Below are 26105 nucleotides of genomic sequence, written 5' to 3'. Positions count from 1 at the left end.
CGGGGCTCGCCCTCGACGCTATGCCCGGTGCTCCCGGGTTCCGGACGTGCCCTGATGGGACGCTGACAGTAATTCGGGCGACCTTGACGGGATGCTGACGCCGCTGGGGAGAGAGCGTGGAAAGGGCCGTCAGAAGGGTGCCAGGAACTGGCGTACGGACTGTTCGAAAGCCTCGGGCAGAGGTGGGATGGGAAACGTTTCCGAGAAGAATCGCCGGCCCGGAAGCCAGGGCCGACGCGTGCAGAACGGTGAAAGCGATGTCCGAGTCCCGTCCGTCCGCAGCAGCTCGTTTCGTGGTGGGAGTGAGCGGTTCACCGGGCAGTCTCACCGCCTTGGTCCGCGCGGCCGACGAGGCCCGGCGCCGAGGGGCGGAGCTCTGGCCGGTGCTGGCCTGGGAGCCGCCCGGCGGGGATGCTGCCGCCCGGAGGTTCCCTGCCGCTACCGTCATGGTCGAGGAGTGGGACCGGCTGGCGCGGGAGCGGTTGCTCAAGGCGCTGTATGACGTGTTCGGCAGCACGGACACCGGGGTGGCCGGGCAGGCGCACGTCGTACGAGGCGCCCCCGGGCCCGCTCTGGTACGGACAGCCGGCGGGGAGGACGACATCCTCGTGGTCGGTGCCGGCAGGCGTGGCCGACTGCACCGGGCGCTGTGGCCGTCGGTCAGCCGCTACTGCCTCGCCCGCGCCACGTGCCCCGTTCTCGCGGTGCCGCCGTCACCGCTGCAGGCAGTGCTGGCAGCCGTGCGCCGGCGGAACGCCTTGCGGCTGTCGCTGGACACCGGGCGCCTGCAGCGGGCGTTCGAGACCGTGCCGCCCGACGCCTGATCTCCTCAGGGGGCAGCGGTGGCGGGCAGGTCCGGCTGCTCCGGACGCGGTGCCGGGGCCGTCGGTACGGCGAGCACCATGGTGAGCCCGCCTCCGGGGGTGTCCTCGGCGTGCAGGGTGCCGCCGACGGCCTCGGCGAAGCCGCGGGCGACGGCGAGTCCGAGGCCGACGCCGACACCGCGCGGCGAGTCGCCGTACCGCTGGAAGGGCTCGAAGATGCGGTCCTTGGCCTCGTCCGGAACACCGGGCCCACGGTCCACGACCCGCAGTTCGACCCGGTCGGCCAGGGCACTCGCGAACACCAGCACCCTCTCCCCCGGCGGACTGTGCTTGACGGCGTTCTCAACGACGTTGGCGACAGCCCGCTCCAGCAGGCCCCGGTCGACCCACACCATGGGCAGGGTCTCGGGGATGTCCAGGTCCACGCTGTCCTCCGGCACCCCGCCGAGCGCCATGGGCACGACCTCGTCGAGGTCGCTCTCGCGGATGATGGGGGTGACGGTGCCGGTCTGCAGGCGGGACATGTCGAGGAGGTTGCCGACGAGGCCATCGAGGCGGTCGGCCCCCTCCTCGATGGCCTGCAGCAGCTCCGCCCGGTCCTGTTCGGACCACTCGACATCGTCCGACCTGAGCGAGGTGACCGCGGCCTTGATGCCGGCGAGCGGAGTGCGCAGGTCGTGGCTGACGGCGGCGAGCAGGGCGGTGCGGATGCGGTTGCCCTCGGCCAGTTCCTTGGCGCGGTCGGCTTCGCGCTGTAGCCGCTGGCGGTCCAGGACGACGGCGGCCTGTGCGGCGAACGCGGCCAGCACGCGGCGGTCGGCGGCGGGCAGGACGCGGCCGCGCAGGGAGAGGGCCATGTGGTCGCCGACGGGGACGTCGACGTCCGCGTCCTCCGGAACCTCGGCGGGCTGCGGTCCCACACTGCCGGCGCAGGTCCAGGGTTCCGTCTCACTGGTCCGCTCCAACAGGGCCACCGACTCCATGCCGAAGGTTTCCCGGACCCGTTCCAGCAGCGCCTCCAGAGTGGTCTCACCGCGCAGGACGTTGCCCGCGAGGAAGGAGAGGATCTCCGACTCGGCGCGGAGCCGGGCGGCCTGGTGGGTGCGCCGGGCGGCGAGGTCCACGACCGAGGCCACGGACACGGCGACCCCGACGAAGATCGCGATGGCGACGATGTTCTTCGGGTCGGCGATCGTCAGGGTGTGGACGGGCGGGCTGAAGTACCAGTTGAGCAGCAGGGAGCCGACCACCGCGGAGGCCAGCGCGGGGAAGAGGCCGCCCAGCAGGGCCGCCGCCACCGTCAGCGTCAGGAACAGCAGCATGTCGTTGGCGAGCCCGACATCGGGCACGACACTGGTGAGGAGCCAGGTGAGCACGGCGGGGCCGAGCACTCCCACGGCCCAGCCCCAGATGACCCGGGAGCGTCCGAGGCGGGCGCCGTGCGCCACCGGCAGTCCACGCCCCCTGCCCGCCTCGTCGTGCGTGATGAGGTGGACGTCGAGGTCGGGACCGGACTCCACGGCCACCGTGGCGCCGACCCCGGGCCCGAAGACGTACTGCCAGCTGCGGCGGCGCGAGACGCCCAGCACGATCTGGGTGGCGTTGACGCCGCGGGCGAAGTCGAGCAGGGCGGCCGCTATGTCGTCGCCGACGACATGGTGGAAGGTGCCACCGAGGTCCTCGACCAACGTGCGCTGTACGGCCAGTTCCTTCGGGGAGGCCGCAGTGAGGCCGTCGCTGCGGGATATGTAGACGGCCAGCACCTCGCCGCCCGCGCCCTTCTCGGCGAGGCGCGCGGCGCGCCGGATCAGGGTGCGCCCCTCGGGACCGCCCGTCAGCCCGACGACGATCCGCTCACGGGAGCCCCAGATCTTCGAGACACGGTGCTCGCTGCGGTACTCGGTCAGGTACTCGTCGACCCGGTCCGCCACCCACAGCAGGGCCAGCTCGCGCAGGGCGGTCAGGTTTCCGGGCCGGAAGTAGTTGGACAGGGCCGCGTCGACCTTGTCGGGCTTGTAGACGTTCCCGTGCGCCATACGGCGGCGAAGGGCCTCGGGGGACATGTCGACCAGCTCGATCTGGTCGGCCCGCCGGACCACCTCGTCCGGGACCGTCTCACGCTGCCGCACCCCGGTAATCGACTCGACCACGTCGCCCAGCGACTCCAGGTGCTGGATGTTGACGGTGGAGATCACGTCGATGCCGGCGGCGAGCAGTTCCTCGACGTCCTGCCAGCGCTTGGCGTTGCGGGAGCCGGGCACGTTGGTGTGGGCGAGTTCGTCCACCAGGGCGACGGCGGGCGCCCGACGCAGGACGGCGTCGACGTCCATCTCGCCGAACGTGGAGCCTCGGTACTCCAGCTGTCTGCGCGGCACCTGCTCCAGGCCGTGCAGCATCACCTCGGTGCGCGGCCGGTGATGGTGTTCGACGAAGGCGACCACGCAGTCGGTGCCCCGCTCGATACGTCGGTGTGCCTCCGACAGCATGGCGTAGGTCTTGCCGACGCCGGGTGCCGCGCCAAGGTAGATCCGGAGCTTGCCGCGTGCCATGTCATCCTTCGAAGCGATAGCCCATGCCGGGCTCGGTGATCAGATAGCGGGGGTGGGAGGGGTCCGTCTCCAGCTTCCTGCGCAACTGCGCCATGTAGACCCGCAGATAGTTGGTCTTGTTGCTCCGCGAGACGCCCCAGACCTCTTGGAGCAGCTGCTTCTGCGTGATCAGCCGACCGGGGTTCGTCACCAGGATCTCCAGCAGATGCCACTCGGTCGGGGTCAGCCGTACGTCCCGCCCGTCCCGTACGGCCTTCTTGGCGAGCAGGTCGAGGGTGAAGTGCTCCGTCTCGACCAGGGTCGTCTCGGGGATCAGCGGTGTGTCCTCGGTCCGGCGGACGGCGGCGCGCAGCCGGGCAAGCAACTCGTCCATGCTGAACGGCTTGGTGATGTAGTCGTCGGCGCCGGCGTCGAGCGCGGCGACCTTCTCGTCGGACGCCTGACGGGCGGACAGGACCAGGATCGGCACGCGGCTCCAGCCCCGCACGCCCTTGATGATGTCGACACCGTCCATGTCGGGCAGGCCGAGGTCCAGCAGGACCACGTCGGGCTGACGGGCGGCGGCGAGCCGGAGCGCCGTGGCGCCGTCGGGGGCGGCGTCCACGCCGTAGTGACGTGCCTGCAGGTTGATGACGAGGGCCCGTACGAGCTGCGGGTCGTCCTCCACCACGAGCACCCGGGTCATGGGTGTGTGCCTTTCCTCTCGTACGTCGGGCCTGGGGCGCCGGACGCGAGGCAACCGACGTCACGACCAAGGGAGTCGGCGGAACCAGGATGTCTCCCGGCCGCCGACTCCCGCGTGTATCGCGTAATCCCATCAGTGCTTCGCCACAAGGTCCTTGAGCGCGATGTTGAGTTTCAGGACGTTCACCCGAGGCTCGCCCATGAAGCCCAGGGTGCGGCCCTCGGTGTGGTCCTCGACCAGCTTCTCCACCTGTGCGAGCGGCAGGTTGTTCTTCGCGGCGACGCGGTGGACCTGGAGTTCGGCGTAGGCCGGGGAGATGTCCGGGTCCAGGCCGGAGCCGGAGGAGGTCACCGCGTCCGCGGGGACGTCCGAGGGGCCGACCGTGTAGCCGGGCACCGAGTTGTCCTTGACGACCGCGGCCTTGGCGTCCTGCACCTGCTTGATCAGCACCTTGCTGTCTGCGGACAGGTTGGTGGCTCCGGACAGGATCAGTTCGTACTGCGTGTTCACGCTGTTCGTGCCGAGGCCGTTCGACGGACGTCCCTGGAACCACTTCAGGTCCGCGTCCGGTGTCTGCTGCCCCTTGTGCAGCGGCAGGTTGTACGACTGCCCGATCAGGGACGAGCCGACGACCTTGCCGTCCGCCTTGGTCTCGGAGCCGTTCGCCTTGTCGTGGAACAGCCCCTGTGCGATGCCGGTCACGACCAGCGGGTAGATGACGCCCGTCACCAGGGTCAGCACGAGCAGGGCCCTGAGGGCCGCCCCGAGCAACCGGACGGTGTTCGTAACGGAGTTGTTCATGGCGATCAGCCGATTCCGGGGATGAGGGAGATGAGCAGGTCGATGAGCTTGATGCCGATGAAAGGCGCGACCAGGCCGCCGATGCCGTAGATCCCGAGGTTGCGCCGCAGCATCTTGTCCGCGCTCACCGGCTTGTACCGCACGCCCTTCAGGGACAGCGGCACGAGTGCGATGATGATCAGCGCGTTGAAGATGACCGCGGAGAGGATCGCGGAGTCGGGCGAGGACAGGTGCATGATGTTCAGCTTGTCCAGGCCCGGGTAGACCGCCGCGAACAGCGCCGGGATGATCGCGAAGTACTTCGCGACGTCGTTGGCTATGGAGAACGTGGTCAACGCGCCGCGGGTGATGAGGAGTTGCTTGCCGATCTCCACGATCTCGATGAGCTTGGTGGGGTTGGAGTCGAGGTCGACCATGTTGCCGGCCTCCTTGGCGGCCGACGTACCGGTGTTCATCGCCACGCCGACGTCCGCCTGCGCGAGCGCCGGCGCGTCGTTGGTGCCGTCACCGGTCATCGCGACCAGCTTGCCGCCGGCCTGCTCCCGCTTGATGAGGGCCATCTTGTCCTCGGGAGTGGCCTCGGCGAGGAAGTCGTCGACACCCGCCTCCTCGGCGATCGCCTTCGCGGTCAGCGGGTTGTCACCCGTGATCATGACCGTCTTGATGCCCATGCGGCGCAGTTCCTCGAACCGCTCCCGCATACCGTCCTTGACGACGTCCTTGAGGTGGATGACGCCAAGCACACGGGCGCCCCGGTCGTCGTGGACGGCGACCAGCAGCGGCGTGCCGCCGGCCTCGGAGATGCGGTTGGCCATGGCGTCCGCGTCCCTGGCGACCGTGCCGCCCTGCTCCTCGACCCAGGCGATGACCGAGGCGGTGGCGCCCTTGCGGATCTTCCGGCCGTCGACGTCCACGCCCGACATGCGGGTCTGGGCGGTGAACCCGATCCACTCGGCGCCGGCCAGCTCGCCCTGGTGCCGCTCGCGCAGCCCGTACCTCTCCTTCGCCAGGACGACGACGGAGCGGCCCTCGGGGGTCTCGTCGGCCAGCGAGGACAGCTGGGCCGCGTCCGCGACCTCGGCCTCCGTCGTCCCGCGCACCGGCACGAACTCGGCGGCCTGCCGGTTGCCGAGGGTGATGGTGCCGGTCTTGTCCAGCAGCAGCGTGGAGACATCACCGGCCGCCTCGACCGCGCGGCCGGACATGGCGAGCACATTGCGCTGCACCAGGCGGTCCATGCCGGCGATGCCGATCGCGGACAGCAGGGCGCCGATGGTGGTCGGGATCAGGCAGACCAGCAGGGCGACCAGCACGACCATGGTCAGGTGCGTGCCCGCGTAGTCGGCGAACGGCGGCAGGGTGGCGCAGGCCAGCAGGAAGACGATGGTCAGCGAGGCGAGCAGGATGTTCAGCGCGATCTCGTTGGGCGTCTTCTGCCGGGCCGCGCCCTCGACCAGGCTGATCATCCGGTCGATGAAGGTCTCACCGGGCTTCGTCGTGATCTGGACGACGATCCGGTCGGACAGCACCTTCGTACCGCCCGTGACGGCGCTGCGGTCGCCGCCGGACTCGCGGATGACCGGGGCGGACTCGCCGGTGATGGCCGACTCGTCCACCGAGGCGACGCCCTCGACGACGTCGCCGTCACCGGGGATGATGTCGCCGGCCTCGCAGACCACCAGGTCGCCGATGGTCAGCGCGGTGCCGGGGACGTGTTCCTCGGCGCCGCCCGCCAGCCGGCGGGCGACGGTGTCGGTCTTGGCCCTGCGCAGGGTGTCGGCCTGGGCCTTGCCGCGGCCCTCGGCCACGGCCTCCGCCAGGTTGGCGAAGATCACCGTCAGCCACAGCCAGGCGCTGATGGTCCAGCCGAACCAGTCGGTCGGGTCCTTGACGGAGAACACCGTGGTGAGCACCGAGCCGATCCACACCACGAACATCACGGGCGACTTGACCATCACCCGCGGATCGAGCTTGCGCAGAGCGTCCGGCAGGGACTTGACGAGCGCCTTGGGTTCGAAGAGGCCCGCTCCGACGCGGCTCTCGGCGGGCTTGTGCCCGGTGGGGACATCGCTGTGCGGCGCCCTGGTGGGAGTGGCTGTGGACATCGAGTCCTCTGACTTCTCTATGCGGGTGGTCATCACGCCAGCCCTTCCGCGAGCGGGCCCAGCGCGAGGGCCGGGAAGTACGTGAGACCGGTGATGATCAGGATCGCGCCCACCAGCAGGCCGGTGAACAGCGGCTTCTCGGTGCGCAGGGTGCCCGCGGTCACCGGGACCGGCTTCTGCTCGGCGAGCGAGCCCGCCAGCGCCAGCACGAACACCATCGGCAGGAAGCGGCCGAGCAGCATCGCGAGCCCGGTCATGGTGTTGAACCAGTCGGTGTTCGCGTTCAGGCCGGCGAAGGCCGAACCGTTGTTGTTCGCCGCGGAGGTGAACGCGTACAGCACCTCGGAGAAGCCGTGCGCGCCGGAGTTGAGCATGGAGTGCGGCGGGGTCGGCAGCGCCATGGAAGCCGCCGTGAAGACCAGCACCAGGGCAGGGGTGATGAGGATGTAGCAGGCGGCGAGCTTCATCTCGCGGCCGCCGATCTTCTTGCCCAGGTACTCCGGCGTACGGCCCACCATCAGGCCGGCGATGAACACCGCGATCACGGCCATGATCAGGATGCCGTACAGCCCGGAGCCGGTGCCGCCTGGCGCGATCTCGCCCAGCATCATGCTCAGCATCGTGATGCCGCCGCCCAGGCCGGTGAAGGAGGAGTGGAAGGAGTCCACCGCGCCGGTCGAGGTCAGGGTCGTGGACACCGCGAAGATCGAGGAGGCTCCGACTCCGAACCGGGTCTCCTTGCCCTCCATCGCCCCGCCCGCGGCCTGCAGCGCCGGGCCGTGGTGGGCGAACTCGGTCCACATCATCAGCGCGACGAAGCCGAGCCAGATGGTGAACATCGTGGCGAGGATCGCGTAGCCCTGCTTCACGTTGCCGACCATCACGCCGAAGGTGCGGGTCAGCGAGAACGGGATCACCAGGATCAGGAAGATCTCAAGGAGGTTGGTGAGCGGGGTGGGGTTCTCGAAGGGGTGGGCGGAGTTGGCGTTGAAGTAGCCGCCGCCGTTGGTGCCCAGCTCCTTGATCGCCTCTTGGGAGGCGACCGCGCCGCCGTTCCACTGCTGCGTGCCGCCCATGAACTGGCCGACCTCGTGGATGCCGGAGAAGTTCTGGATCGCGCCGCAGGCCACCAGCACGACCGCGGCGACCGCGGCGATCGGCACCAGGATGCGCAGCGTGCCGCGCACCAGGTCGGCCCAGAAGTTGCCCAGCTCACCGGTGCGCGAGCGCGCGAAGCCGCGCACGAGCGCCACGGCGACGGCGATGCCGACGGCGGCGGAGACGAAGTTCTGCACGGCCAGCCCGGCGGTCTGCACGACATGACCCATGGTCTGCTCGCCGTAGTACGACTGCCAGTTGGTGTTGGTCACGAACGAGACAGCCGTGTTGAACGACTGCGCCGGGCTGACCGAAGAGAAGTGCAGCGAGCCGGGCAGCACGCCCTGCAGGCGCTGCAGCAGGTAGAGGAAGAGGACGCCGACGGCGGAGAAGGCCAGCACACCGCGCAGGTACGCGGGCCAGGTCATCTCGGCGTCGGGGTTGGCACCGATGGCCCGGTAGATCCACTTCTCCACCCGCATGTGCTTCTTGGAGGAGTAGACCTTGGCCATGTAGGTGCCAAGCGGGATGTAGGCGAGTGCCAGTGCGCCCATGAGGGCGAGCAGCTGGAGAAAGCCCGCGAGTTCTGGACTCATGTCTGTGCTCAGAACCTCTCCGGGAAGATCAGGGCGAGGACGAGATAGCCCAGCAGGGCGACGGCCACGACCAGGCCGACGACGTTCTCCACGGTCACAGCTTCGTCACCCCCCGGGCGACGAGAGCCACCAGCGCGAAGCCCGCGAGCACGGTGACGACGAAGGCCAGATCGGCCATCGTGAACTCCTGAAGAGGTTCGGGGTTGGAACAAGGACGGTTAGAGGAAACCCCCTCCCTGGCCGGATCTGGACACTCGTTGACGGCCCTCTTACGGCCTCACCCACGGCTTTGACGGGACTCTTACGACCACCGGTCCCTACCGGCCAGTAACAGAGCGTTTCTCTTCAGAGCAGCCGAAACCGCAGCCGGCAGATCACCGCGTCCGTCTCCCGCCGTACGGCGTGTGCGACCACCGCACCCCGCTGGTTCTGCAGCAGTCGCTGCCACAGCCGCTCCGGCTCGGCCTCCGGGATCAGCACCGTGACCCGCCTGGCCGGCTCGGCAGCGGCCACCTCACGGACGTACGCGGCGATGGGGCCGCCCAGGCTGCGCCTCTCGCAGGACAGCCGCACCAGGGGCACGCCCGGGTCCCACTCGGTCCAGGCTCGCTCCAGGGCGTGCAGCTGTGCGTGGTCCTCCGGGTCCGGGTAGCCGACGGTGACGGCCCGGACCTCGTCGCCGAGGGAGGCAGCGGCCGTCAGGGCCTCGGAGGTCAGCCGGGACAGCGAGGACACCGGCACGATCACCAGGGAGCGGTCGCGGTGCGGGGGCTCGGGGACGCGGCCCAGGCCGAGTTGCTCGGCGATGCGGTCGTAGGCACGGTGGACGGCGACGAAGGCGGCGATCAGCAGCGGCAGCGCCACCACGATCAGCCAGGCCCCCTCCGCGAACTTGCTCGCCGTCACGACGATCGTCGAGACGCCGGTGAGCAGCGCCCCGAAGCCGTTCAGCAGCGCCTTCCCACGCCAGCCACGGCCCCGCTCCAGCCGCCAGTGCCGGACCATGCCCACCTGGGCGATCGTGAAGCCGACGAAGACACCGATCGCGAACATCGGCACCAGGGTGTTGGTGTCCCCGCCGGAGAAGACCAGCAGCGCGGCCGAGACGACGGCGAGCGCCAGCACGCCGTGCCGGTGCACCTGACGGTCGGCCTTCAACGCGAACACATGCGGCAGATAGTTGTCACGCGCCAGCAGCTTCAGCAGCACCGGCAGCCCGCCGAAGGACGTGTTCGCCGACAGCGCCAGCAGGATCATCGTCGCGAACTGGATGACGTAGAAAGCCCAGTTGTGGCCGAGCGAGGCATCCGCGAGCTGCGCCAGCACCGTGACGCCCGCCACCGGCTGGAGGTGGAAGCGTCCGATCAGCACCGCCAGGCCGATGAGCATGAGGCCGAGTACGGCGCCCAGGGCGATCTCCGCACGCTGGGCCCGCCGCACGCGCGGTACGCGGAAGGAGGGGACGGCGTTGGCGATGGCCTCAACGCCGGTCAGGGCGGAACACCCTGAAGCGAAAGCCTTGAGCAGGAGCAGGACGCCGACACCGGTCGCGTTGCCGGCGACGACCGAGGCGTGCCCGGCCGCCGTCGCCGTACTGACCGGCTCGGAGCGGAACAGACCGACGCCGATCAGCACGAAGATCGCACCCACGAAGACGGCCGTCGGCACGATGAACGCCTTCGCCGACTCCACGATCCCCCGCAGGTTCACCCCGGTGATCAGCGCCAGCACCGCCAGGCACAGCCACAGCCGGTCGCCGTACAGGGCCGGGAAGGCGGACGTCAGCGCGGCCACGCCCGCCGTCACGGCGACGGCGGCGTTGAGGACGTAGTCCAGGATCAGCGAGGCCGCCGCCACCAGGCCGGTGCGCGCGCCCAGGTGGGCCCTCGCCACGGCGTACGAGCCGCCACCGTCCGGAAAGGCCGCGATCACTTGCCGGTACGAGGCGACCAGCACCGCCAGCAGGGCGGCGATGGCCAGCGTGACCGGCAGGGTGAAGCCGAGGCCGTGCGCGCCGGCGGCGGCAAGGACCAGCACGATCGCCTCGGGGCCGTACGCCACCGACGCCATCGCGTCCAGGGACAGCGCCGCAAGCCCCGTGACGGCGGTCAGCCGGTGGCGTTCACCGGCATCAGGTGGCTCCTCGCCGGCGGGGACGGCATCCGGCTCGGTGGTCAGTCCGGTCATGAGGGCGGTACTCCTTCGGCGAAAGCCGCGCAGCTACGTCGACATGTGCGCGGTGCACTCAGGTTCTGACCGTTTCCGACAGTGTCCGGCCCTTCCTTGCGGCATCTTCGCGCTGACCGGCCCGACCTTGACGGGACCTTGACGGGCCTGCGCCATCAGATCCGCATCAAAGCGCGTGGTTCCCGTCCTCCGCGCCTCTACCGTCACCGGTATGGGACGCCGCGAGAAGGCGCGCAGGTCACCGGCCTGCGCTGGCGCAGAATCGTCCGGGGTCGCGGCGCACGACCGCGGCTGGGCGCGAGATGTGAGGGATGCCGTCCGGTGCGCCGGGGTGCTGCTCGCCCTGCTCCTGCTCATCGACTGGGGGTCGGGCCGGTTCACGCTGTGGCGGGGCCTGTTGTGTCTCACGCTCGCTCTGCTGCTGTTCCTGGTGCTGTCGCCGGCCCGGGTCACGGCCGGTGAGGACTGGCTCGCCTCACGGTGGCTGCTGCGCGAGCGCCGGGTCCGGACCGACCTGCTGGTCTCCGTTCGCTGCCTGGAGGGCGTCTCCCAACGGCTCCTGCTGCGTGACGCGTTCGGCGCGCGCGTCGCGATCGACCCAGACGTTCTGGTGAACAACCCGGGCTTGTGGCACCGCTTCGAGGTGGGCGCCCGGAAGGCGGTGGCCGACGGTCTGTTGCTGTGCGGGCAGACCGCTGTGCGGCGTCTCTCTGCCCGCGTGGACCGTGAGACCGCGCTGGCCGTGTTCAAGGCATCCGGACTGGAGTGACGGGAGTGACGCTTACGCCGATTGCAGTGAGCCCCGCTCCACCGGCATCACGCCCAGCACACGCGGCCCATCCCGGGAGGGCAGCACCACGGTGACGACCTCGTCGCACGCCGCGTCCAGTCACGAAGCCGGTGCGCGAGCCCGTCGTCGCCGCAGACCACCGTGTGCTGAGCCCGTTGGCCACGTCCCGTCGGCAAACGCAGAGTTGACGTCACGTCGAACGGAACGGCAGGACGGGCAGCGCCGTCCCACGGGAGACCAGATCTGATCCGTCGCGCTCGGCCTCACCACCCGCGCACGGGTCCCGACGTGTCCAGGGCCGCCCCCGTCTGGTCGGCCAGCGTCACCGCGACCAGCCGGGCCTGGAGCGAGGGTGCGGCACCGGGGTCAGGGACGAGCATGAAGCGGCCGAGGTAGTGGCCGTTGCCGTACGCGCGCAGCTCGATCTCGCCCTCGGGCCAGCCGTCCGTGTCCGGGTTCCACGGGCGCCGGCCCACCGTCACGCTGCCGTCCTTCTCCAACCGTGGCGGTCGGCCCATGAGCGTGCCGTACTCGAAACGGCAGGCGCGCAGTCCGAGCAGGTCGGTCAGCTCGGTCCGGACATGGTCGACCACGGTGTCCGCCGAGTTGGCGGAATGCACGAGCCCGGCCGTGCGGTGGATGCGCGCCAGATGGGCGGCGTCCGTCACCGTCATGGCCTCCAGTCGGCGGGCGTGGACCGCGAGCTGGGGGACAATCACGCCGACGACCAGCAACAGCACCGCGGTCTCGATGTCCGCCGTGCCGTTGATGTCGAAGGTCTCGTACGGCCGGGTCAGAAAGAAGTCGAACCAGGCCGCCGCCGACAGTGCCGCGACCACGCCCGCCGCACGGCTGCCCGGCGCGGACACCGCGACCACGACCACGACGAGGACGAGGGCCGCGTTCGTGTGCGACAGGCTGGGGCGGAGCGGGACGAGGGCGAGTGCCACCAGGAAGGGGGCGGCCAGTCCCGCGGTCAGGGCGAGCCGGTCCCGAAGGGGCCAGGTGCGGCCCTGGGTGTGTGGGCGGTGCAGTCTCCAGGGGCCTGCGTGCGTGCTCATCGCGCACCTCCTGCGCTCTGCTCGGTGGGTCCGGCCCCCACGGGCTGCTCCGCGAACGGCAGCGATACGACCATCGTGAGACCGCCGCCGGGGGTGTCCTCGGGGGTGAGGGTGCCGTTCATCGCCTCGGCCAGGCCACGGGCGAGGGCCAGGCCGAGGCCGAGGCCGGTGGTGTTGTCGGTGTCGCCGAGTCGCTGGAATGGTTCGAAGATCCGTTCCCGGCCGGTCTGCGGGAGTCCGGGGCCCCGGTCGACCACGCGCAGCTCCACGCGTCCCGCCAGGGCACTAGCGGTGACCAGCACTTTCTGCCCCGGCGGGGTGTGGCGGACGGCGTTGGAGGCGAGGTTGGCGATCACCCGCTCCAGCAGCGGCGGGTCGGCGAGGACCGCCGGGATCTCCTCCACGTCCGCCACCTCGGCCTCCGGCACGTCCGCGAGTGCCATGGGCAGGACCTCGTCCAGGGAGGTCGGGCGCAGGTTCAGGGTGAGGGCGCCGGCCTCCAGGCGGCTGAGGTCGAGGAGGTTCTCCACGAGGCGGTTCAGCTTGGCCATGGACTCGTCGGCGGTGGCGAGGAGTTCGCCGCGGTCCTCCGGTGTGAACTCGACGTCCTGGCTGCGCAGGGAGGTGACGGCGGCCCAGCCCGCGGCGAGCGGGGTACGCAGGTCGTGGCCGACGGCCCTCAGGAGGGCCGTGCGCAGCCGGTCGGCGGCCTTCACCGGCTCCACCTCGGCCGCCGCCTCGGCCAGCCGGGCCCGCTCCACCGCCGAGCCGACGTGCGCGGCGAACGCGGCCAGCACCCGCCGCTCTGAGGAGGAGAGGGTACGGCCCCGCAGCACCAGGTACGCGCCCGGACCGGCCGGCACCGATGTGGTCCCTTCCATATCCAGCGGTTCGTCCGCCAGCTCCGCCGACTCCATGCCGAAGGTCTCCCGCGTCCGCTCCAGCAGAGCCGGAATCGTCGCCTCGCCCCGCACGATCGTCCCGGCGAGGGACGACATGGTCTCGGCTTCGGCGGTGGCCCGCGCCGAGCGCCTGGACAGCCGCAGCGAGCGGTCGACAACGCAGGCCACGGTGGCCGCGACGACCGCGAACACCCCGAGGGCGAGCAGCGCGTTCGGGTCGCCCAGGGTGAAAGCGCCGATAGGCGGGATGAACCAGTAGTTCAGCAGCAAAGACGCCGTCACCGACGCGATCACCGCCGAGGCGACCCCGCCTATGCAGGCCACTCCCACCACGGCGAGCAGGAACAACAGCGCCTCACTGGTCAGGTCCAGCGTCCCGCGCACCTGCGCCAGCACAGCAGTGAGCAGCATCGGCAGAACGAGCCCGGCCACCGGTCCGGCGATCAGCCGGGCGGTGGAGAGCGTGCGGCGCCGGGAGGGCAGGAGGGTGCCGCGTCCGGCCCGCTCGTGGGTGACGCGGTGGACGTCGATGTCGCCGGACAGCTCGGTCACGGTCTCCCCCGTGCCGGGCCCGGTCAGGAAACGTTGAAGACGGCCGCGTCTGCTCGTGCCGAGGACGAGCTGGGTGGCGTTCTCGGCGCGGGCGAACTCCACCAGGCTGGTGGCCACGTCGTCGCCGACGACGGAGTGGTAGCTGCCGCCGAGGTCCTCCGCGAGCCGGCGCTGCCGGGCGAGGGAGGCGGCCGAGACGCCCCCGGCCAGGCCGTCGCTGCGGGCCACGTGCACGGCGAGCAGGTCGCCTCCTGCGGACCGGGCGGCGATCCGGGCGGCCCGCCTGACGAGCGTGTCGCCCTCAGGGCCGCCGGTCAGGGCGACGACGACCCGCTCCCGGGTCTCCCACACCCCGCCGATGCCGTGCTGCGAGCGGTACTCCTGCAGCGCCTCGTCCACCCGGTCGGCCACCCACAGCAGGGCCAGCTGCCGCAGCGCGGTGAGGTTGCCGGGCCGGAAGTAGTTGGCGAGGGCCGCGTCGATCTTCTCCGGGGCGTAGATGTTGCCGTGCGCCATCCGGCGGCGCAGCCCCTCGGGCGGCATGTCCACCAGCTCGATCTGCCAGGCCCGGCGTACGACCTCGTCGGGCACGGTCTCGTGCTGCGGGACGCGGGTGATCTTCTCGACCACGTCGTTGAGGGATTCCAGGTGTTGGATGTTCACCGCGGTGATGACGTCGATGCCGGCGACGAGGAGTTCCTCTATGTCCTGCCACCGCTTGGGGTTGCGGCCGTCACCGGGGACGTTGCTGTGGGCGAACTCGTCCACGATCGCCACCTGCGGGTGGCGCGCCAGCACCGCAGCCAGGTCCATCTCCTCGAAGCCCCCGCCGCGATAGGTGCAGGATGTGCGAGGGACGACCTCAAGGCCGTCGATCATGGCCTCCGTGTGCGGGCGCCCGTGGCACTCCACGAAGCCCACCACCACGTCCGCCCCGCGCGAGGCACGGCGCCGCCCCTCGTCGAGCATCCGGTAGGTCTTGCCGACCCCCGGGGCCGCCCCGAGGTAGACCTTCAGTCGTCCGGGCCCTACATCACTCATCGCCGCCGACGCGCTCCGCTCACTGGCTCAACTCCCCCATGGTCAAGGGGACTGCTCCTAAGAAAGTCCTTCCGCGGGCCGGGTGGGGTGCGTGTTGGCGAATCCTTAGCGCCTGCCCCGAGGACATTGACGCTGTCTTGAGGTGACCTGGGCCGATAGGGTGACCGCGGTGTGCCGGGAAGTCTGGTCGGCAGGGGAGCCAGGGCGGCTCCTCTTCTCAGCCCAGGGGGCGGCATGCGGAGCGTCGGTACGGTTCTCGCCTTGGTCGTTCTGGCCACCGTGGTGGCGACCTTCGCGCGCCGCTGGCGGATGCCCGCCCCCTCGCTGCTAGTGGTCGCCGGTCTCGCGGTGGCGCTGCTGCCGGGCACTCCGCAGATCGAGATCAGCCCCGAGGTCATCGGGCTGGTCGTGCTGCCACCGCTGCTGTACGCGAGCGCGGAGGACATGCCCTGGCGGGAGCTGCGCGCGGTGTGGAAGCCGGTCGGGATCCTCGCCATCGGCCTCGTGCTCGCCTCTGCGGCGGCCGTCGCCGCGGTGGCGGCGCTGTTCACGCCCCTGTCGTGGCAGATGGCGTTCGTGCTGGGCGCGGTACTGGCCAGCACTGATCCGGTGGCGGTCACCGCGCTCGGCCGTCGGCTCGCTCTCCCGCCGAGGGTGCAGGTGCTCGTGCAGGCGGAGAGCCTGTTCAACGACGCGACCTCCCTGGTGCTGGTCCGGGTGGCGGCGGGCATCGCGGTGGCGTCGGCGGCGGCGAACTGGGGTGCGGCAGGGGGCGAGTTCCTGTTGCTGGCGGGCGGCGGCACGGTGATCGGCGCGGCCGTGGCCGGTGTGGTGGCGCTGATCCGGCGCCATACCGAGGAACCGGTGCTGGAGACGGTGATCGCCTTGGTCACGCCGTACGCGTCCTATCTGCTGGCGGAGGCGGCGCACACCTCCGGGGTGACGTCCTGTGTGGTGGCCGGGGTGATCCTGGGCGGCCGGGGCGACCGGCTCACCAACGCCCGCATCCGTCTCCAACTGCACGCGGTGTACGGCACGGTGGTGTTCCTGCTGGAGAGCGTGGTGTTCTCGCTGATAGGGCTGGCGCTGCCCGCGCAGGTGCGGGCGCTGGCCGACGGTGACCGGGCCTGGCCGGTGTATGCCCTCGCCGTCGCCGCCACGGTGATCGCCGTCCGTCTGCTGTGGCTCGCTCCCCTGTCGGCGGTCGTGCAGCGCAAGGGCGGGATCAGCCGCATGAACTGGCGGGTGCCGGTCGTCCTGACCTGGGCCGGCACACGCGGCGTCATGCCGCTGGCGGCCGCGCTGTCCATCCCCGAGGTTGCCAAGGACGGCACCGGCCTGGCGGACCGCCCCCTGGTCCTCGTCCTGACCACGTCCGTGGTGGTCATGACGCTGGTCGTCCAGGGTTTCACTCTCGCCCCGGTCGTCCGCGCCTCCGGCATCGCCCTGGAGCCCGCCCACACCGAACGCGAGGAGGTCGAGGCCCGCTCCCACCTCGCCCACGCCGGACTCGCCCGCCTTGAGGAGCTCGCCGAGCTGGAAGCCGTACCCGACATCGTCCTCGACCGGCTCCGCCGCGGTCTGACAGCGCGTCTGGACGACGCCCGCGACCGCCTCGCCGAGCACAACGGCACCGCTGCCGCCACCGAGTCCGCCGACCTGGTGTACCGCCAGCTGCGCCGCGACCTGATCACCGTGGAGACCGCGGAACTGCAGCGCCTCTACGACTCGCACCGGATCAGCGACACGACCCGAAGACGGCTCCAGCGGTCCCTTGATCTGGAGGAAGCACGGCTGGCGGATGCCTAGCGGAACTCCGCCAGCCGTGGCCGCAGTCCCAGCACGGTGAGGACCATCGCCGCGAGCAGCAGGCCGCCCGCCCAGGGAAGCAGGCCGCTCACCGCCGAGCGGCCGTTTCGCACCGAGGAGGCGAAGTGGGCGCGGTTGATGTCCGTCACCTTGCCCAGGGCGTCCGTCCAGGCGCCGATGTGCGCGTTGGAGGTGCCCGGCTTCCGGTCCATGCAGAACTCCACCGCCTCGCGTTCCTTCCCGGCAGCCGGCAGCGCGCGGATCCTGCGGTCGTCGCGCTGGTAGACGGCGTACGTCTCCACGGTCTGCTCGGCCGCAGCGCGTTCCCCGGGGCAGGTGACGTTGTCCAGCTCGCGCCGGGACTCGCCGGTGAAGCGCAGATCGTGGTGGTCGGACCGGTACGCCCGCCAGCTGGTGGTCAGCCCGTCGTCGTACGTGTCGAGTGTGGCGTCCTGGATGCCGTACAGCTTCCGCGACTTGGTGAGGAACGACTGGGCGTACTGGTCGCGGCGCTGCGGGTCGAGGAGGTAGCGGCTTTCGTCGGCGGCGTCGTAGGCGATGGCGCGGGCGTGGGAGAGGGCGACGACGGAGTCGAAGGCGTCGCGGCGGGCGCCGCGCAGGTTCCCTGACGACGAGGTCAGCATCTGGGTGCCGAGGATCACTGCGAGCAGGGCGCACGGACGGTCGCGGCGGCGAGCTGTGCGGACAGCGTGGAGCGGGCGGCGCTGTACTCGGCCTCGAAGGCGCGGTCGTCGGCGGACACCAGCGTGCGGGACTCGGGCAGCAGCTTGCCTTGCAGCAGGTCGGTGGCCTTGCGGTAGTCGGCCAGGGCGGCCGGCCTGCCGCCGGCATGTCGGTCGTTCTCCAGAGCGCGGCCGATCGGCTCCTGGTACTCGGCGAAGTCGTCGGTCAGGTTCTCGACGGTCTTCTCGTCGGACCGGTCGCCCTGGACCGCGACGGCGAGGGTCCGCAGGTCGTGGCCGATCTTTCCAGGTGCTGTTCACGGCGAGCCCCGCCACGAGCAGCAGCACGGTCACGACGATGGTGAGCAGGAGCGTGGCCGCGCGCAGAAGGCGCAGCCGCGCGGGCGCGGTGGCCCACAAGCGGCGGCGCAGAGCGGCCCGCGCGGCCACGGCTCGCCGCTCCGGGCGCAGCCCCGGACCCGGTCCGGCCGTCCGCGAATACCCTCGTCTTCGCAGTCCGGGGCTGCCCCCGGGGTGGGTGACCACTCTTCGTGGCGGTGCTCCTTGCTCGGTCCGAGAACCCTGCGCTGATCCGGCCGTGAGAGCCACGGTCCCTCCAACGTCACCGCCACGGACGGTCGCCCGTCCCCCGTTGCCGATCAGTCTGCGAGCGGATTCAGCCACCCATGTCCCGCCTCGACGGCTCGCTGATGGCGAATCAGCTTTGTTTGACGGCACGTTGACGGCGGCCTGATCTTCGTGGCGCTGATTCCGCTCGCCCTACGCGGCGTCCAGCATGCCCACCGTGGTGACGTTCTCCCTGCCTGTCACATCCCTACTACCGGGGTGGGCACGTGCTCGATGACCTCTGCGGCAGGGGTGCGTGCGGCATGTCCGCCTTCGGAGTCCCAGACCGCCTCCCGGAGCGAGTCCCGGTCGGCCGCTTCCTCTGCCACGGTCCGGAAGCGCTCGCCCTCCTGGATCAGGCCGGTCGCCGTGAGGGTCCGCGAGGGTCGGTGGCCATGAGCCGGGCCGCGGTGGCCGGTTCTGTGTCCGGCGGTATGACCAGCAGGTCCCAGCGGCCGACGGTGTAGGAAAGCAGCAACAGCAGCTTGTGCGGGTCTTGTTCGGCCTCGAACCAGCCGACGTGCACCACGTGCCCGTGAACGGGCACCTTTCGCGGGATGACGGGCCAGAACGTGGGATTCACCGTTACCCGGGTGATCCGGCCCCACAGTGGGTCGAGGACCGCGATGAGTGCCGGAAGCTCCGCCGTCAGGTCGCGGGAGCGGGGCCACCAAGCACCGTCGATCAGTGCCGGAGCGGTTCCGAGGGGTGCCAGGACGAGTCGGAGGGGCGACGAACAAGGAGTCCGGTCCTCGTCCGCGGGCGCCAGCAGAACAGTCGCGGTCATGGCACGGACCCAACCCCGGGCCGACCGTGGCCGACCCGGTTGTCGTGAATCGCCGAGAACGACGTCAGCGTGGAAGCCGGTGCACGGAATGCTCTCGGTAATCACCTGGGTACTCCTCGTCTGGGACCGACGGACCGTTGCGGCTATGGGCCGAACGGAGCACGAGGCGCCGACCGCCCGTCGCCGCAGTCAGCGCAGGAGGCGGCGGAGCGACGGTTCGCGGGGTCCGTGCCCGCGCCTTTGCTCATGCCGCGTCGTGTCAGGCGGCGACACCGGTCACCGTGACTGAGACGGTGACCGGCTCCGCTACACCGTGGGTGGCGAGGTGGGCGATGACGGCGGCAGCCACCCGGTCGTGGACGTTCCGGGCGATGTCCAGCGCCCGCCGTCCCTCGGTCAACACGCAGCGCACCTCGATGTGCCACCCCGAACCGCCCGGCGCCCGGTCGGCGCGAACGCCGGCCTCGGGCGGCGTGCGGTGGGGCGCGGTGTTCGCCCGAGCAGGCGCGGCGGCTGCCGCGAGGCGGTGGGCGAGACGGGGTTGCAGGGCTGCCACGCCAGGGACCGCGAGGGCCGCCTCGGCCGCGACGCCGAGGAGCGCGGTGGTGCCGGTGGCGGTCATCACGCGCCCCCGCCGGTCGCGAGACCGGGGCCGAGGGGCGGCCACGGCTCCAGTACGTCGACCACGGTGATGTCGACGGCCGACACGGCGAGACCCAGGTCCTGTCCGGCCGAGTGGAGGACTGCTCGGCGTACCTGGTGGACCCGGTCGGGCAGCGGACGGTCGAGAGCGGCGGCCAGGGTCATGGTCACCCGTACGTCGGTGCCCTCCCCCTCGGGTGCGAGACGGCAGCCCGCCGCCCTGGCACCGGGGACCGTGTCCGTGGCCCGCCGCAGGACCTTCGCCGCGGCGCTCTCGGCGATCCGCAGGTCCCGGTCCGGGTCCGCCAAAGGCAGTAGCCGCCCGAGCCGTACCTCTGCCCGGACGATGTTCATGACGCGGTCGGTGAGGGCGTGCAGGCGGGGTGCGTGCTCGGCGCGCAGCGCGCGGGTAGCCGCGTTCACCGTGGCCAGTGCCTCGACTGCCTCGCGGCAGTGAGGACAGGAGACGGTGTGCGGGTCCGTGGCCGGCAGCGCGTCATACTCCTGTTCCCAGACCCGGCTGAGCAGGCGGCCGCAAGGGAGTACCTCATCGCCCTCGAACGGGGGCCCGTCGGCTTCGGGCGGGTCTGAGGGCCGCGGGTGCGGGTCGTCTAGCGCCATGGGCCCATCGCCTCCTGCAGGGATCGGCGTGCCCTGAACAGCCTGCCGCGCACGGTCGGCTCAGTGGCCCGCGCCACGTGGGCGATCTCCTTGTACGACAGGCCCTGCACCTCCCGCAGGACCCAGCAGAGCCGCTGCCCGGCGTCCAGATCGCGGAGCGCTCGGGACAGGGCGTCGGTGGCCGCGTTCTGTTCGGCGCACCGGGCGGGCTGGCTCCAGGCGTCTCCCGCCGCGGGCTCGGCGACGGCGTCCAGCGAGAGGGGCGGCGGTCGGCGCCGGCGCAGGGTCAGGCAGCGGTTGACGGTGATCCGGTACATCCAGGTGCCGAACTCCGCGCTGTGGCGGTATTCCGGCAGTCGCCGCCAGGCGCTGACGAAGGCGTCCTGAACGGCCTCCTCGGCATCCTGCGGATTGACGAGCATGCAGCGGGCCAGGGTGAGGAGGGACGAGCCGTGCCGCCGGACGAGGACGGCGAAAGAGTCCTCGTCCCCCTCGGCCGCCTGGACGGCCAGCAGCGCGTCCGGCAGGTCACGTTCCGGCGATGATGGGACAGCGTGTTCGATCATGACGCCCCCGCACAAGGCTTCGGACCACCCATGTACCCCCCGGCTTCTGTGACTCACATCACATGTCGCACGCGTGAGGAATGTGGCGTCCGACATGTCCAACCCTTCGACGGGCGCCACACCGGTGTCCGACCGACCGATCGAGGCGACCGCCATGACGGAGAACATCACCAGCGTCGGCGGGGGCGGCAGGCCCGCCGACGCGGGCGTGAGCGCACTGAAGGGCCGTACCGGAGCCGGGACTCCGCCCGAGACGCGGGGGAAGACCACCATCGCGGACGGCGTAGTGGCCAAGATCGCGGGCATGGCCGCCCGCGAGGTACCGGGCATCTACAGTCTGGGCGGGGGGATGGCCCGCGCCTTCGGCGCCATGCGGGAACGCGTTCCCGGTGGAGGAGGCGGAGGCGTCGCGCGAGGAGTGAAGGTCGAGGTCGGCGAGCGTCAGGCCGCTGTCGACCTGGACGTCGTCGTCGAGTACGGCGTCCCCATCGTCGACGTCGCCGGCGGCGTCCGCACCAATGTCATCAGCGCCGTGGAGCGGATGACGGGTCTGGAGGTCGTCGAGGTGAACATCGCCGTCGACGACGTCCACCTGCCCGACGAGGAGGAAGAGGCCGCACCGGACGAGGGCCGCGTGAGGTGATCCACCGCCGGGCCCCCCACGGGCTCGGTAGATCGCGCGCACGGTGACGTACGTGCGCGAGACGGGTGAGTGCATGATGAACGCAGCAACGACGGGCCTCGCGGCGGGCATGGCCCTGGGCTTCGCCGGGTATTTCGGCGGCTTCTGGGCATTCCTACTGGTTCTGGTCCTGGGTACGGCGGGCCTGATCGCCGGACTCGCCCTGCAGGGCGACCTCGACGTCCGGCCACGGAGGCGGCGGTGAAGGCCCGGCCCGGTTCCGCCGGCGAGGCGTCGGGCCCACCGGCGCCGGCCGCCGGCCTGCCGCCCCCGGCCGAGCGGGGCGCCACCGTCATCCCGGACAGGGTGGTCGCCCGTATCGCCACGCAGGCGGCCCGTACGGCCCAGTCGCGGCGTGCAGCCGTACCGCCGGACCGGGGCGGGCCGACGGCACCCAGCGCCTCCGCCGCCGTCCGTACCGGGTCGGTGCGCCTGCACCTGGCCCTGGACCTGCCCTACCCCACCGACATCCCCCAAGTCTGTGAGCGGATCCAGCAGGACGTCGCCGAACGGGTGGCCCAGCTGACCGGCTTGCGTGTCGGGGAGGTCACCCTCACCGTCCGACGGCTGGTGACCGCCGTCGGAGCGAGCCGGGGGCGGGTCCGGTGAGCGGCCCCGCGACACGGGGCGCCGGGCACGCCGCGCGGGAAGGGGGAGCGCGATGACACCCGACCCCGGTCCTCCCGGGCGCGGCTCCGCGCCGTCCGCGCACCGTGCCGCGGTGCCGCTGACGAAGGAGCCCGATCCGTCCGGACGCGACGTGTCCGGCCGTGACCTCACGGCCGGTGAGCGCGACGGCGAGCACCGAACCCGCAGGCCGTGGTCCGCGCGCCGCATCCCGGCCGCGCTGGTCGCCTCGGTGATCCTCGTGGCGGCGGTCGCGGCGCTGGTCGATGTCATCGCCGTACGAGTGGGACGCCCGGCGGCGGCCTGGCGACGGCATCTGGCCGACGAACTGGCCACCCGCCCCGTGGACGACGTGTGGATGCTCACGGGAGCCGCCGTGGCCGCCGCCGTCGGCGTCTGGCTGATCGTCCTGGCCCTCACCCCCGGTCAGCGACGCTGGCTGCCCCTGCGCTCACCCGCCGGCTGCCCGCGATTGCGGGCCTTCGTGGACCGCAACAGCGCCGCCGTCCTGCTGCGCGACGCCGCCATGCGGGTCCCCGGAGTCGGCGCGGCGCACGTCCTGGTGGGCCGCCACCGCATCAAAGCCCGCGCGGACGTCCGCTTCCGAGACCCCCGACAGGTGAAGGACGACCTCACCGCCGCCCTCGACGAGGAACGCGACCGGCTGGCCCTCGCCCGTCCTCCCCGCATCGTCGCACGCCTGCGGCGACGCACCGACTGACCGAAACCCGCAGCACCGGAGCCCACACCATGACGCCGCGACCCGCGCTCAACCGCAGCCTGCTGGCCCTCGCCGGACTGGTCCTGCTCGGCGGCGGACTGCTGATCCTCTTCGCCGGGCTCGACCTCTACCGGCGGCACGATCTGGTCCCGCCCGCCGGCTGGCCCCTGACCGCCCCGGACGACGTCCTGCTCGGCTCGGCCGACCGGGCCCGCTGGAGCAGCCAAGGGTGGTGGTGGCCCGCGGTCATCGCCGCCCTCGTCCTCACCGCCCTGCTCGCCCTGTGGTGGCTGCTCGCCCAGCTGAGCCGACACCGCCCCGGCTCACTACCCGTCGGCGGCACACCCCCGCAGGAGGGCGTCGAACTGCGCGACCGCGCACTCAGCGAAGCGATCGCGAACGAGGCCGGTGCCCTGCCAGGGGTAGACCATGCGGCCGTACTCATCACCGGCCGACCGGGCCGCCACCGCACCCGCATCAAGCTCACCCTCACCCCCGAGGGCACGCCCGGCGCCACTCTCGGTGCCCTGTGCGAAGGCCCGATCGGCACCGCGCGTCGGTCCACCGGCCTCACCGACATGCCCGCCGAGGTCCGCCTGGAGGTCAGCCGCCACGGACCACACCGCGTGGAGTAAGGAGCGGATCGGCCGTTCCCGCCGACGCCCTTGCGGCCCATAGCAGTTCGCGGGCGCGCCGGCACCACTCCCCGAAGGAGAGATCATGATCATCCTGGGCGTCATTCTGCTCGTCGTCGGCTTCCTCACGGGCCTGTCCATCCTGTGGACCATCGGGATCATCCTGCTGGTCGTCGGAGCCATCCTGTGGATCCTCGGCGCGATGGGACACGCCGTCGCCGGCCGACGCCACTACTGGTAGTCGGGATCGTTGCCCTGCAGGGCAGTGATCCAGGCTGCGGGCAGGCCGGCAGACGTCGCGGACCCCTCCCAGACGGCCGCGGCGGCGGACGACGACGGCGGAGAGGTCGATCCGCCTGAGGCCGCCGCCGGTGCCGGTCAGCCGCCGCGGCTCGGACGCGGGGCGCCCGGGTGATCCGCCCCCACAGCCGGTCGAGACATTCGACGAGCGCCGGGAGCTGCTCCGTCAGGTTGCGTGAACGGGGCCACCAGGCACCGTCGATCAGGGCCGCAGGGGCGCCGGTTGACCGCGACCATTCCGTTCACACCCGCAGTCGGAGGCCGGGCCGCTTCTGGAGTGCCGGCCAGGGCATGCGAGCCGTCGGGCGTGAGACCGGTCCGGTAGCCGGCGCGCGACGTGCCCCCGGCGCCCTGAGCCCGCTTCCCGCCGGTATCGACAGCCGCTTCACGGAACGCGGCGGCGCCTCCACAACCGCCCCGGCGTGTGCGGAGTACCGTGGACAGCACCGAGGGCATTTCGCACACCGGCTTCCACGCCGGGTCGTTCTCGGCGAGAGACGAAACCCGGGGCGCCGCCAAGGCGGCCCGGAGACGGGTCCGCATCATGTCGGCGACCTTGCACCAACTCCTGCCCCACCACGAGCCCGCCGCAGCCCCGGCCGCGCGTCTCGCGCTGAAGACCGACGGCCCGTCGCGCGGCCTCCTGGACGGTGCCTGGTGGCCCCGCTCCCGGGACCTGCTGAGCGAGCTGCCCGCACTGACCGATGTGCTGGACCCTCTGTGGGGCCGCATCACCCGCATCGCCGTCAACCCGAAGTACTGGCCGGTCATCCCGCACGAGATCCCCGTGGGCGGTCATGTCGTCAAGGTCGGATGGTTCACCCCGGAGATCGACCCGCACAAGCTGCTGCTGCTCTCCTACGGCACCGGCCGCTGGGACCTGCTGGTCATCCCACCCGAGACCGAGACGAAGTCGGCGGCCCGCCTGATGGCGGCCGCGTCCGACTACGCCGGCCCACCGCTGACCGCAAGCGCTCTCATGGCCGCGGACGAGACCCGGCACGCCGTCTCCGCCGCCGACCGGCCACTCGAACCCGACGAGGCAGGGAAGTACGGGGAGGACGGCCCCGCCTCAGCGGCCGTTCCGGCAGGGACGGATCGCGCCAGTCGCCTGGTCATCGGCATGTGAGACGGCCGCCCCGGCCGGTGCCTTCCCGGGTTTCGGCCCTGCCTCGCGAACCGGCGCAGGCACATGCAGGGGTCTCGACCGGCGGATCCCCGCCCCCGTGGTCCTCGTCCCGAGGAGCAGTACATGCAAGCCCTGATCGTTCTCATCGTCGTGATCGGCCTTCTGGCCGTCCTGGCCCTCGCCCTGTCCGTGAAGGTCGTCAAGCAGTACGAGAAGGGAGTGCTGTTCCGCTTCGGCCGACTCGTCGGAACACGCTCCCCGGGACTGCGGTTCATCATCCCGTTCGTCGACACCCTGCACCGGGTGTCGCTGCGGGTCGTCACCATGCCGATCCAGTCCCAGGGCATCATCACCCGGGACAACGTGAGCGTGGACGTGTCGGCGGTCGCCTACTTCCGGGTCGTCGACGCCGTGAAGTCGGTCGTCGCCGTGGAGAACGTCAACGCGGCGATCAACCAGATCGCCCAGACCACCCTGCGGAAGGTCGTCGGCCGGCACACGCTCGACGAGACGCTGTCGGAGACGGACCGTATCAACCTGGACATCCGCCAGATCCTCGACGTCACCACCGTCGACTGGGGTGTGCAGGTCACGCTGGTCGAGCTCAAGGACATCCAGCTGCCCGACACCATGAAGCGCGCCATGGCCCGCCAGGCCGAGGCCGAGCGGGAGAAGCGAGCGAAGATCATCAACGCGGAGGGCGAGTCCCTGGCCGCAGCCGCGCTCGGCGACGCCTCGGACACCATGATGGCCCACCCCCTGGCGCTTCAACTGCGCAATCTCCAGAGCCTGGTGGAGATCGGTGTCGACCAGAACACCACCGTCGTCTTCCCGGCCCCCCTCATGAGCACGATCGGCGAGCTCGGCTCCTTCCTCGCCCGGGAAACCGCGGCCGCCGCACCCGCCGCGGCAGCGCCACCGGCCGGCACCGGCCGCACCGACACGTCCCTCAGCCCGGCAGGCAGCGCGCCCGGCACCGCGGCGTGAAGCCGACTACGGCCCGAGCGATCCGTGGCACCAGGGAGGATTCGTGACCGTCGCCTGTCGCGCGCGTCCTCCGGGCACCGGCTGATGATGGGGGTACG

General features: G+C 71.3%; 24 protein-coding genes and 2 pseudogenes. 11 read left to right on the top strand and 15 right to left on the bottom strand.

What is annotated here, in order from left to right:
* Positions 1-257: 257 nt before the first annotated feature.
* Positions 258-824, top strand: a complete 567-nt coding sequence (locus tag ACWDD7_RS04575; RefSeq protein WP_450456332.1) for a universal stress protein — start codon at positions 258-260, stop codon at positions 822-824.
* A gap of 5 nt (positions 825-829) precedes the next feature.
* On the opposite strand, the gene ACWDD7_RS04570 is transcribed toward ACWDD7_RS04575, so the two are convergent.
* The 7 genes from ACWDD7_RS04570 to ACWDD7_RS04540 all read right to left on the bottom strand — a co-directional run bounded on the left by ACWDD7_RS04570 (position 830) and on the right by ACWDD7_RS04540 (position 10845).
* A complete protein-coding gene (locus ACWDD7_RS04570) occupies positions 830-3373 on the bottom strand; it encodes a DUF4118 domain-containing protein (protein ID WP_450456330.1) in 2544 nt (847 codons plus the stop codon).
* Position 3374: 1 nt separating this feature from the next.
* On the bottom strand, positions 3375-4058 hold the full coding sequence (locus tag ACWDD7_RS04565; RefSeq protein WP_450456328.1) for a response regulator: 684 nt from the start codon (positions 4056-4058) through the stop codon (positions 3375-3377).
* A 132-nt stretch (positions 4059-4190) separates the two neighbouring features.
* Positions 4191-4859, bottom strand: a complete 669-nt coding sequence (locus tag ACWDD7_RS04560; protein ID WP_351869354.1) for a potassium-transporting ATPase subunit C — start codon at positions 4857-4859, stop codon at positions 4191-4193.
* Positions 4860-4864: 5 nt separating this feature from the next.
* Complete coding sequence (gene kdpB / locus ACWDD7_RS04555; RefSeq protein WP_450456326.1) at positions 4865-6964, bottom strand: potassium-transporting ATPase subunit KdpB; 2100 nt, start codon at positions 6962-6964, stop codon at positions 4865-4867.
* A gap of 32 nt (positions 6965-6996) precedes the next feature.
* The gene (gene kdpA / locus ACWDD7_RS04550; protein WP_450456324.1) at positions 6997-8658 is read right to left on the bottom strand and encodes a potassium-transporting ATPase subunit KdpA; all 1662 of its coding nucleotides are present in this window, start codon (positions 8656-8658) and stop codon (positions 6997-6999) included.
* Positions 8659-8666: 8 nt separating this feature from the next.
* The gene (gene kdpF / locus ACWDD7_RS04545; RefSeq protein ID WP_037770757.1) at positions 8667-8756 is read right to left on the bottom strand and encodes a K(+)-transporting ATPase subunit F; all 90 of its coding nucleotides are present in this window, start codon (positions 8754-8756) and stop codon (positions 8667-8669) included.
* A gap of 247 nt (positions 8757-9003) precedes the next feature.
* A complete protein-coding gene (locus ACWDD7_RS04540) occupies positions 9004-10845 on the bottom strand; it encodes an APC family permease (RefSeq protein WP_450456322.1) in 1842 nt (613 codons plus the stop codon).
* A 304-nt stretch (positions 10846-11149) separates the two neighbouring features.
* Between ACWDD7_RS04540 and ACWDD7_RS04535 the strand changes: the two genes are divergently transcribed.
* Positions 11150-11614 carry a hypothetical protein gene (locus ACWDD7_RS04535; RefSeq protein WP_450456320.1) on the top strand — a complete coding sequence of 155 codons (465 nt, stop codon included), beginning with the start codon at positions 11150-11152 and terminating at the stop codon, positions 11612-11614.
* Between the two features lie 284 nt (positions 11615-11898).
* Here ACWDD7_RS04535 and ACWDD7_RS04530 read toward each other — a convergent pair whose 3' ends face one another.
* Together ACWDD7_RS04530 and ACWDD7_RS04525 are read right to left on the bottom strand one after the other, a co-directional pair.
* A complete protein-coding gene (locus tag ACWDD7_RS04530) occupies positions 11899-12696 on the bottom strand; it encodes a DUF4118 domain-containing protein (protein WP_450456318.1) in 798 nt (265 codons plus the stop codon).
* A complete protein-coding gene (locus ACWDD7_RS04525; RefSeq protein ID WP_351869367.1) occupies positions 12693-15191 on the bottom strand; it encodes a sensor histidine kinase in 2499 nt (832 codons plus the stop codon). The genes ACWDD7_RS04530 and ACWDD7_RS04525 overlap by 4 nt, the downstream gene beginning before the upstream one ends.
* Before the next feature lie 234 nt (positions 15192-15425).
* Between ACWDD7_RS04525 and ACWDD7_RS04520 the strand changes: the two genes are divergently transcribed.
* Positions 15426-17000, top strand: a complete 1575-nt coding sequence (locus ACWDD7_RS04520) for a Na+/H+ antiporter (RefSeq protein WP_450456315.1) — start codon at positions 15426-15428, stop codon at positions 16998-17000.
* Here the strand turns inward: ACWDD7_RS04520 and ACWDD7_RS04515 are convergent.
* The 5 genes and pseudogenes from ACWDD7_RS04515 to ACWDD7_RS04495 all read right to left on the bottom strand — a co-directional run bounded on the left by ACWDD7_RS04515 (position 16997) and on the right by ACWDD7_RS04495 (position 20926).
* Positions 16997-17662 (bottom strand): hypothetical protein, encoded by a 666-nt coding sequence (locus ACWDD7_RS04515; RefSeq protein WP_450456313.1) that lies wholly within the window; start codon positions 17660-17662, stop codon positions 16997-16999. The two genes, ACWDD7_RS04520 and ACWDD7_RS04515, sit on opposite strands and share 4 nt — an antisense overlap.
* Positions 17663-18510: 848 nt before the next feature.
* Positions 18511-19097 (bottom strand): annotated as a pseudogene (locus ACWDD7_RS04510) (DUF5994 family protein).
* A gap of 259 nt (positions 19098-19356) precedes the next feature.
* A complete protein-coding gene (locus tag ACWDD7_RS04505; RefSeq protein WP_450456312.1) occupies positions 19357-19719 on the bottom strand; it encodes a hypothetical protein in 363 nt (120 codons plus the stop codon).
* Positions 19719-20360, bottom strand: coding sequence for a hypothetical protein (locus ACWDD7_RS04500; RefSeq protein WP_450456310.1), 642 nt, complete (start codon positions 20358-20360; stop codon positions 19719-19721). Before ACWDD7_RS04500 ends, ACWDD7_RS04505 begins: the two co-directional genes overlap by 1 nt.
* Positions 20351-20926 carry an RNA polymerase sigma factor gene (locus ACWDD7_RS04495; protein ID WP_450456308.1) on the bottom strand — a complete coding sequence of 192 codons (576 nt, stop codon included), beginning with the start codon at positions 20924-20926 and terminating at the stop codon, positions 20351-20353. The genes ACWDD7_RS04500 and ACWDD7_RS04495 overlap by 10 nt, the downstream gene beginning before the upstream one ends.
* Before the next feature lie 154 nt (positions 20927-21080).
* Between ACWDD7_RS04495 and ACWDD7_RS04490 the strand changes: the two genes are divergently transcribed.
* The 6 genes from ACWDD7_RS04490 to ACWDD7_RS04465 all read left to right on the top strand — a co-directional run bounded on the left by ACWDD7_RS04490 (position 21081) and on the right by ACWDD7_RS04465 (position 23832).
* Positions 21081-21569, top strand: coding sequence for an Asp23/Gls24 family envelope stress response protein (locus ACWDD7_RS04490; RefSeq protein ID WP_450456357.1), 489 nt, complete (start codon positions 21081-21083; stop codon positions 21567-21569).
* Between the two features lie 73 nt (positions 21570-21642).
* Positions 21643-21813, top strand: a complete 171-nt coding sequence (locus tag ACWDD7_RS04485; protein ID WP_356679429.1) for a hypothetical protein — start codon at positions 21643-21645, stop codon at positions 21811-21813.
* Positions 21810-22217: an Asp23/Gls24 family envelope stress response protein gene (locus ACWDD7_RS04480; protein WP_450456306.1), complete on the top strand. Its 408-nt coding sequence runs from the start codon at positions 21810-21812 to the stop codon at positions 22215-22217. Before ACWDD7_RS04485 ends, ACWDD7_RS04480 begins: the two co-directional genes overlap by 4 nt.
* 112 nt (positions 22218-22329) lie before the next feature.
* Positions 22330-22956 (top strand): DUF6286 domain-containing protein, encoded by a 627-nt coding sequence (locus ACWDD7_RS04475; protein WP_450456304.1) that lies wholly within the window; start codon positions 22330-22332, stop codon positions 22954-22956.
* Between the two features lie 29 nt (positions 22957-22985).
* Entirely contained in the window at positions 22986-23591 is a 606-nt protein-coding gene (locus ACWDD7_RS04470; protein ID WP_450456302.1) for an alkaline shock response membrane anchor protein AmaP, read from the top strand.
* A gap of 85 nt (positions 23592-23676) precedes the next feature.
* Entirely contained in the window at positions 23677-23832 is a 156-nt protein-coding gene (locus ACWDD7_RS04465; protein ID WP_099054839.1) for a DUF6131 family protein, read from the top strand.
* A gap of 121 nt (positions 23833-23953) precedes the next feature.
* On the opposite strand, the pseudogene ACWDD7_RS04460 reads toward ACWDD7_RS04465, so the two are convergent.
* Positions 23954-24097: pseudogene (locus ACWDD7_RS04460) on the bottom strand (DUF5994 family protein); the annotation flags it as partial.
* A gap of 230 nt (positions 24098-24327) precedes the next feature.
* On the opposite strand from ACWDD7_RS04460, the gene ACWDD7_RS04455 reads away from it, so the two are divergent.
* Entirely contained in the window at positions 24328-25020 is a 693-nt protein-coding gene (locus ACWDD7_RS04455; RefSeq protein ID WP_450456300.1) for a DUF5994 family protein, read from the top strand.
* A 123-nt stretch (positions 25021-25143) separates the two neighbouring features.
* Positions 25144-26007 (top strand): slipin family protein, encoded by an 864-nt coding sequence (locus ACWDD7_RS04450; protein WP_385167944.1) that lies wholly within the window; start codon positions 25144-25146, stop codon positions 26005-26007.
* Positions 26008-26105: the final 98 nt, after the last annotated feature.

It is taken from the genome of Streptomyces sp. NPDC001056 (assembly GCF_053598955.1).
The sequence above is the reverse complement of the archived record's forward strand: the minus strand, read 5'-3'. Positions and strand labels throughout refer to the sequence as shown.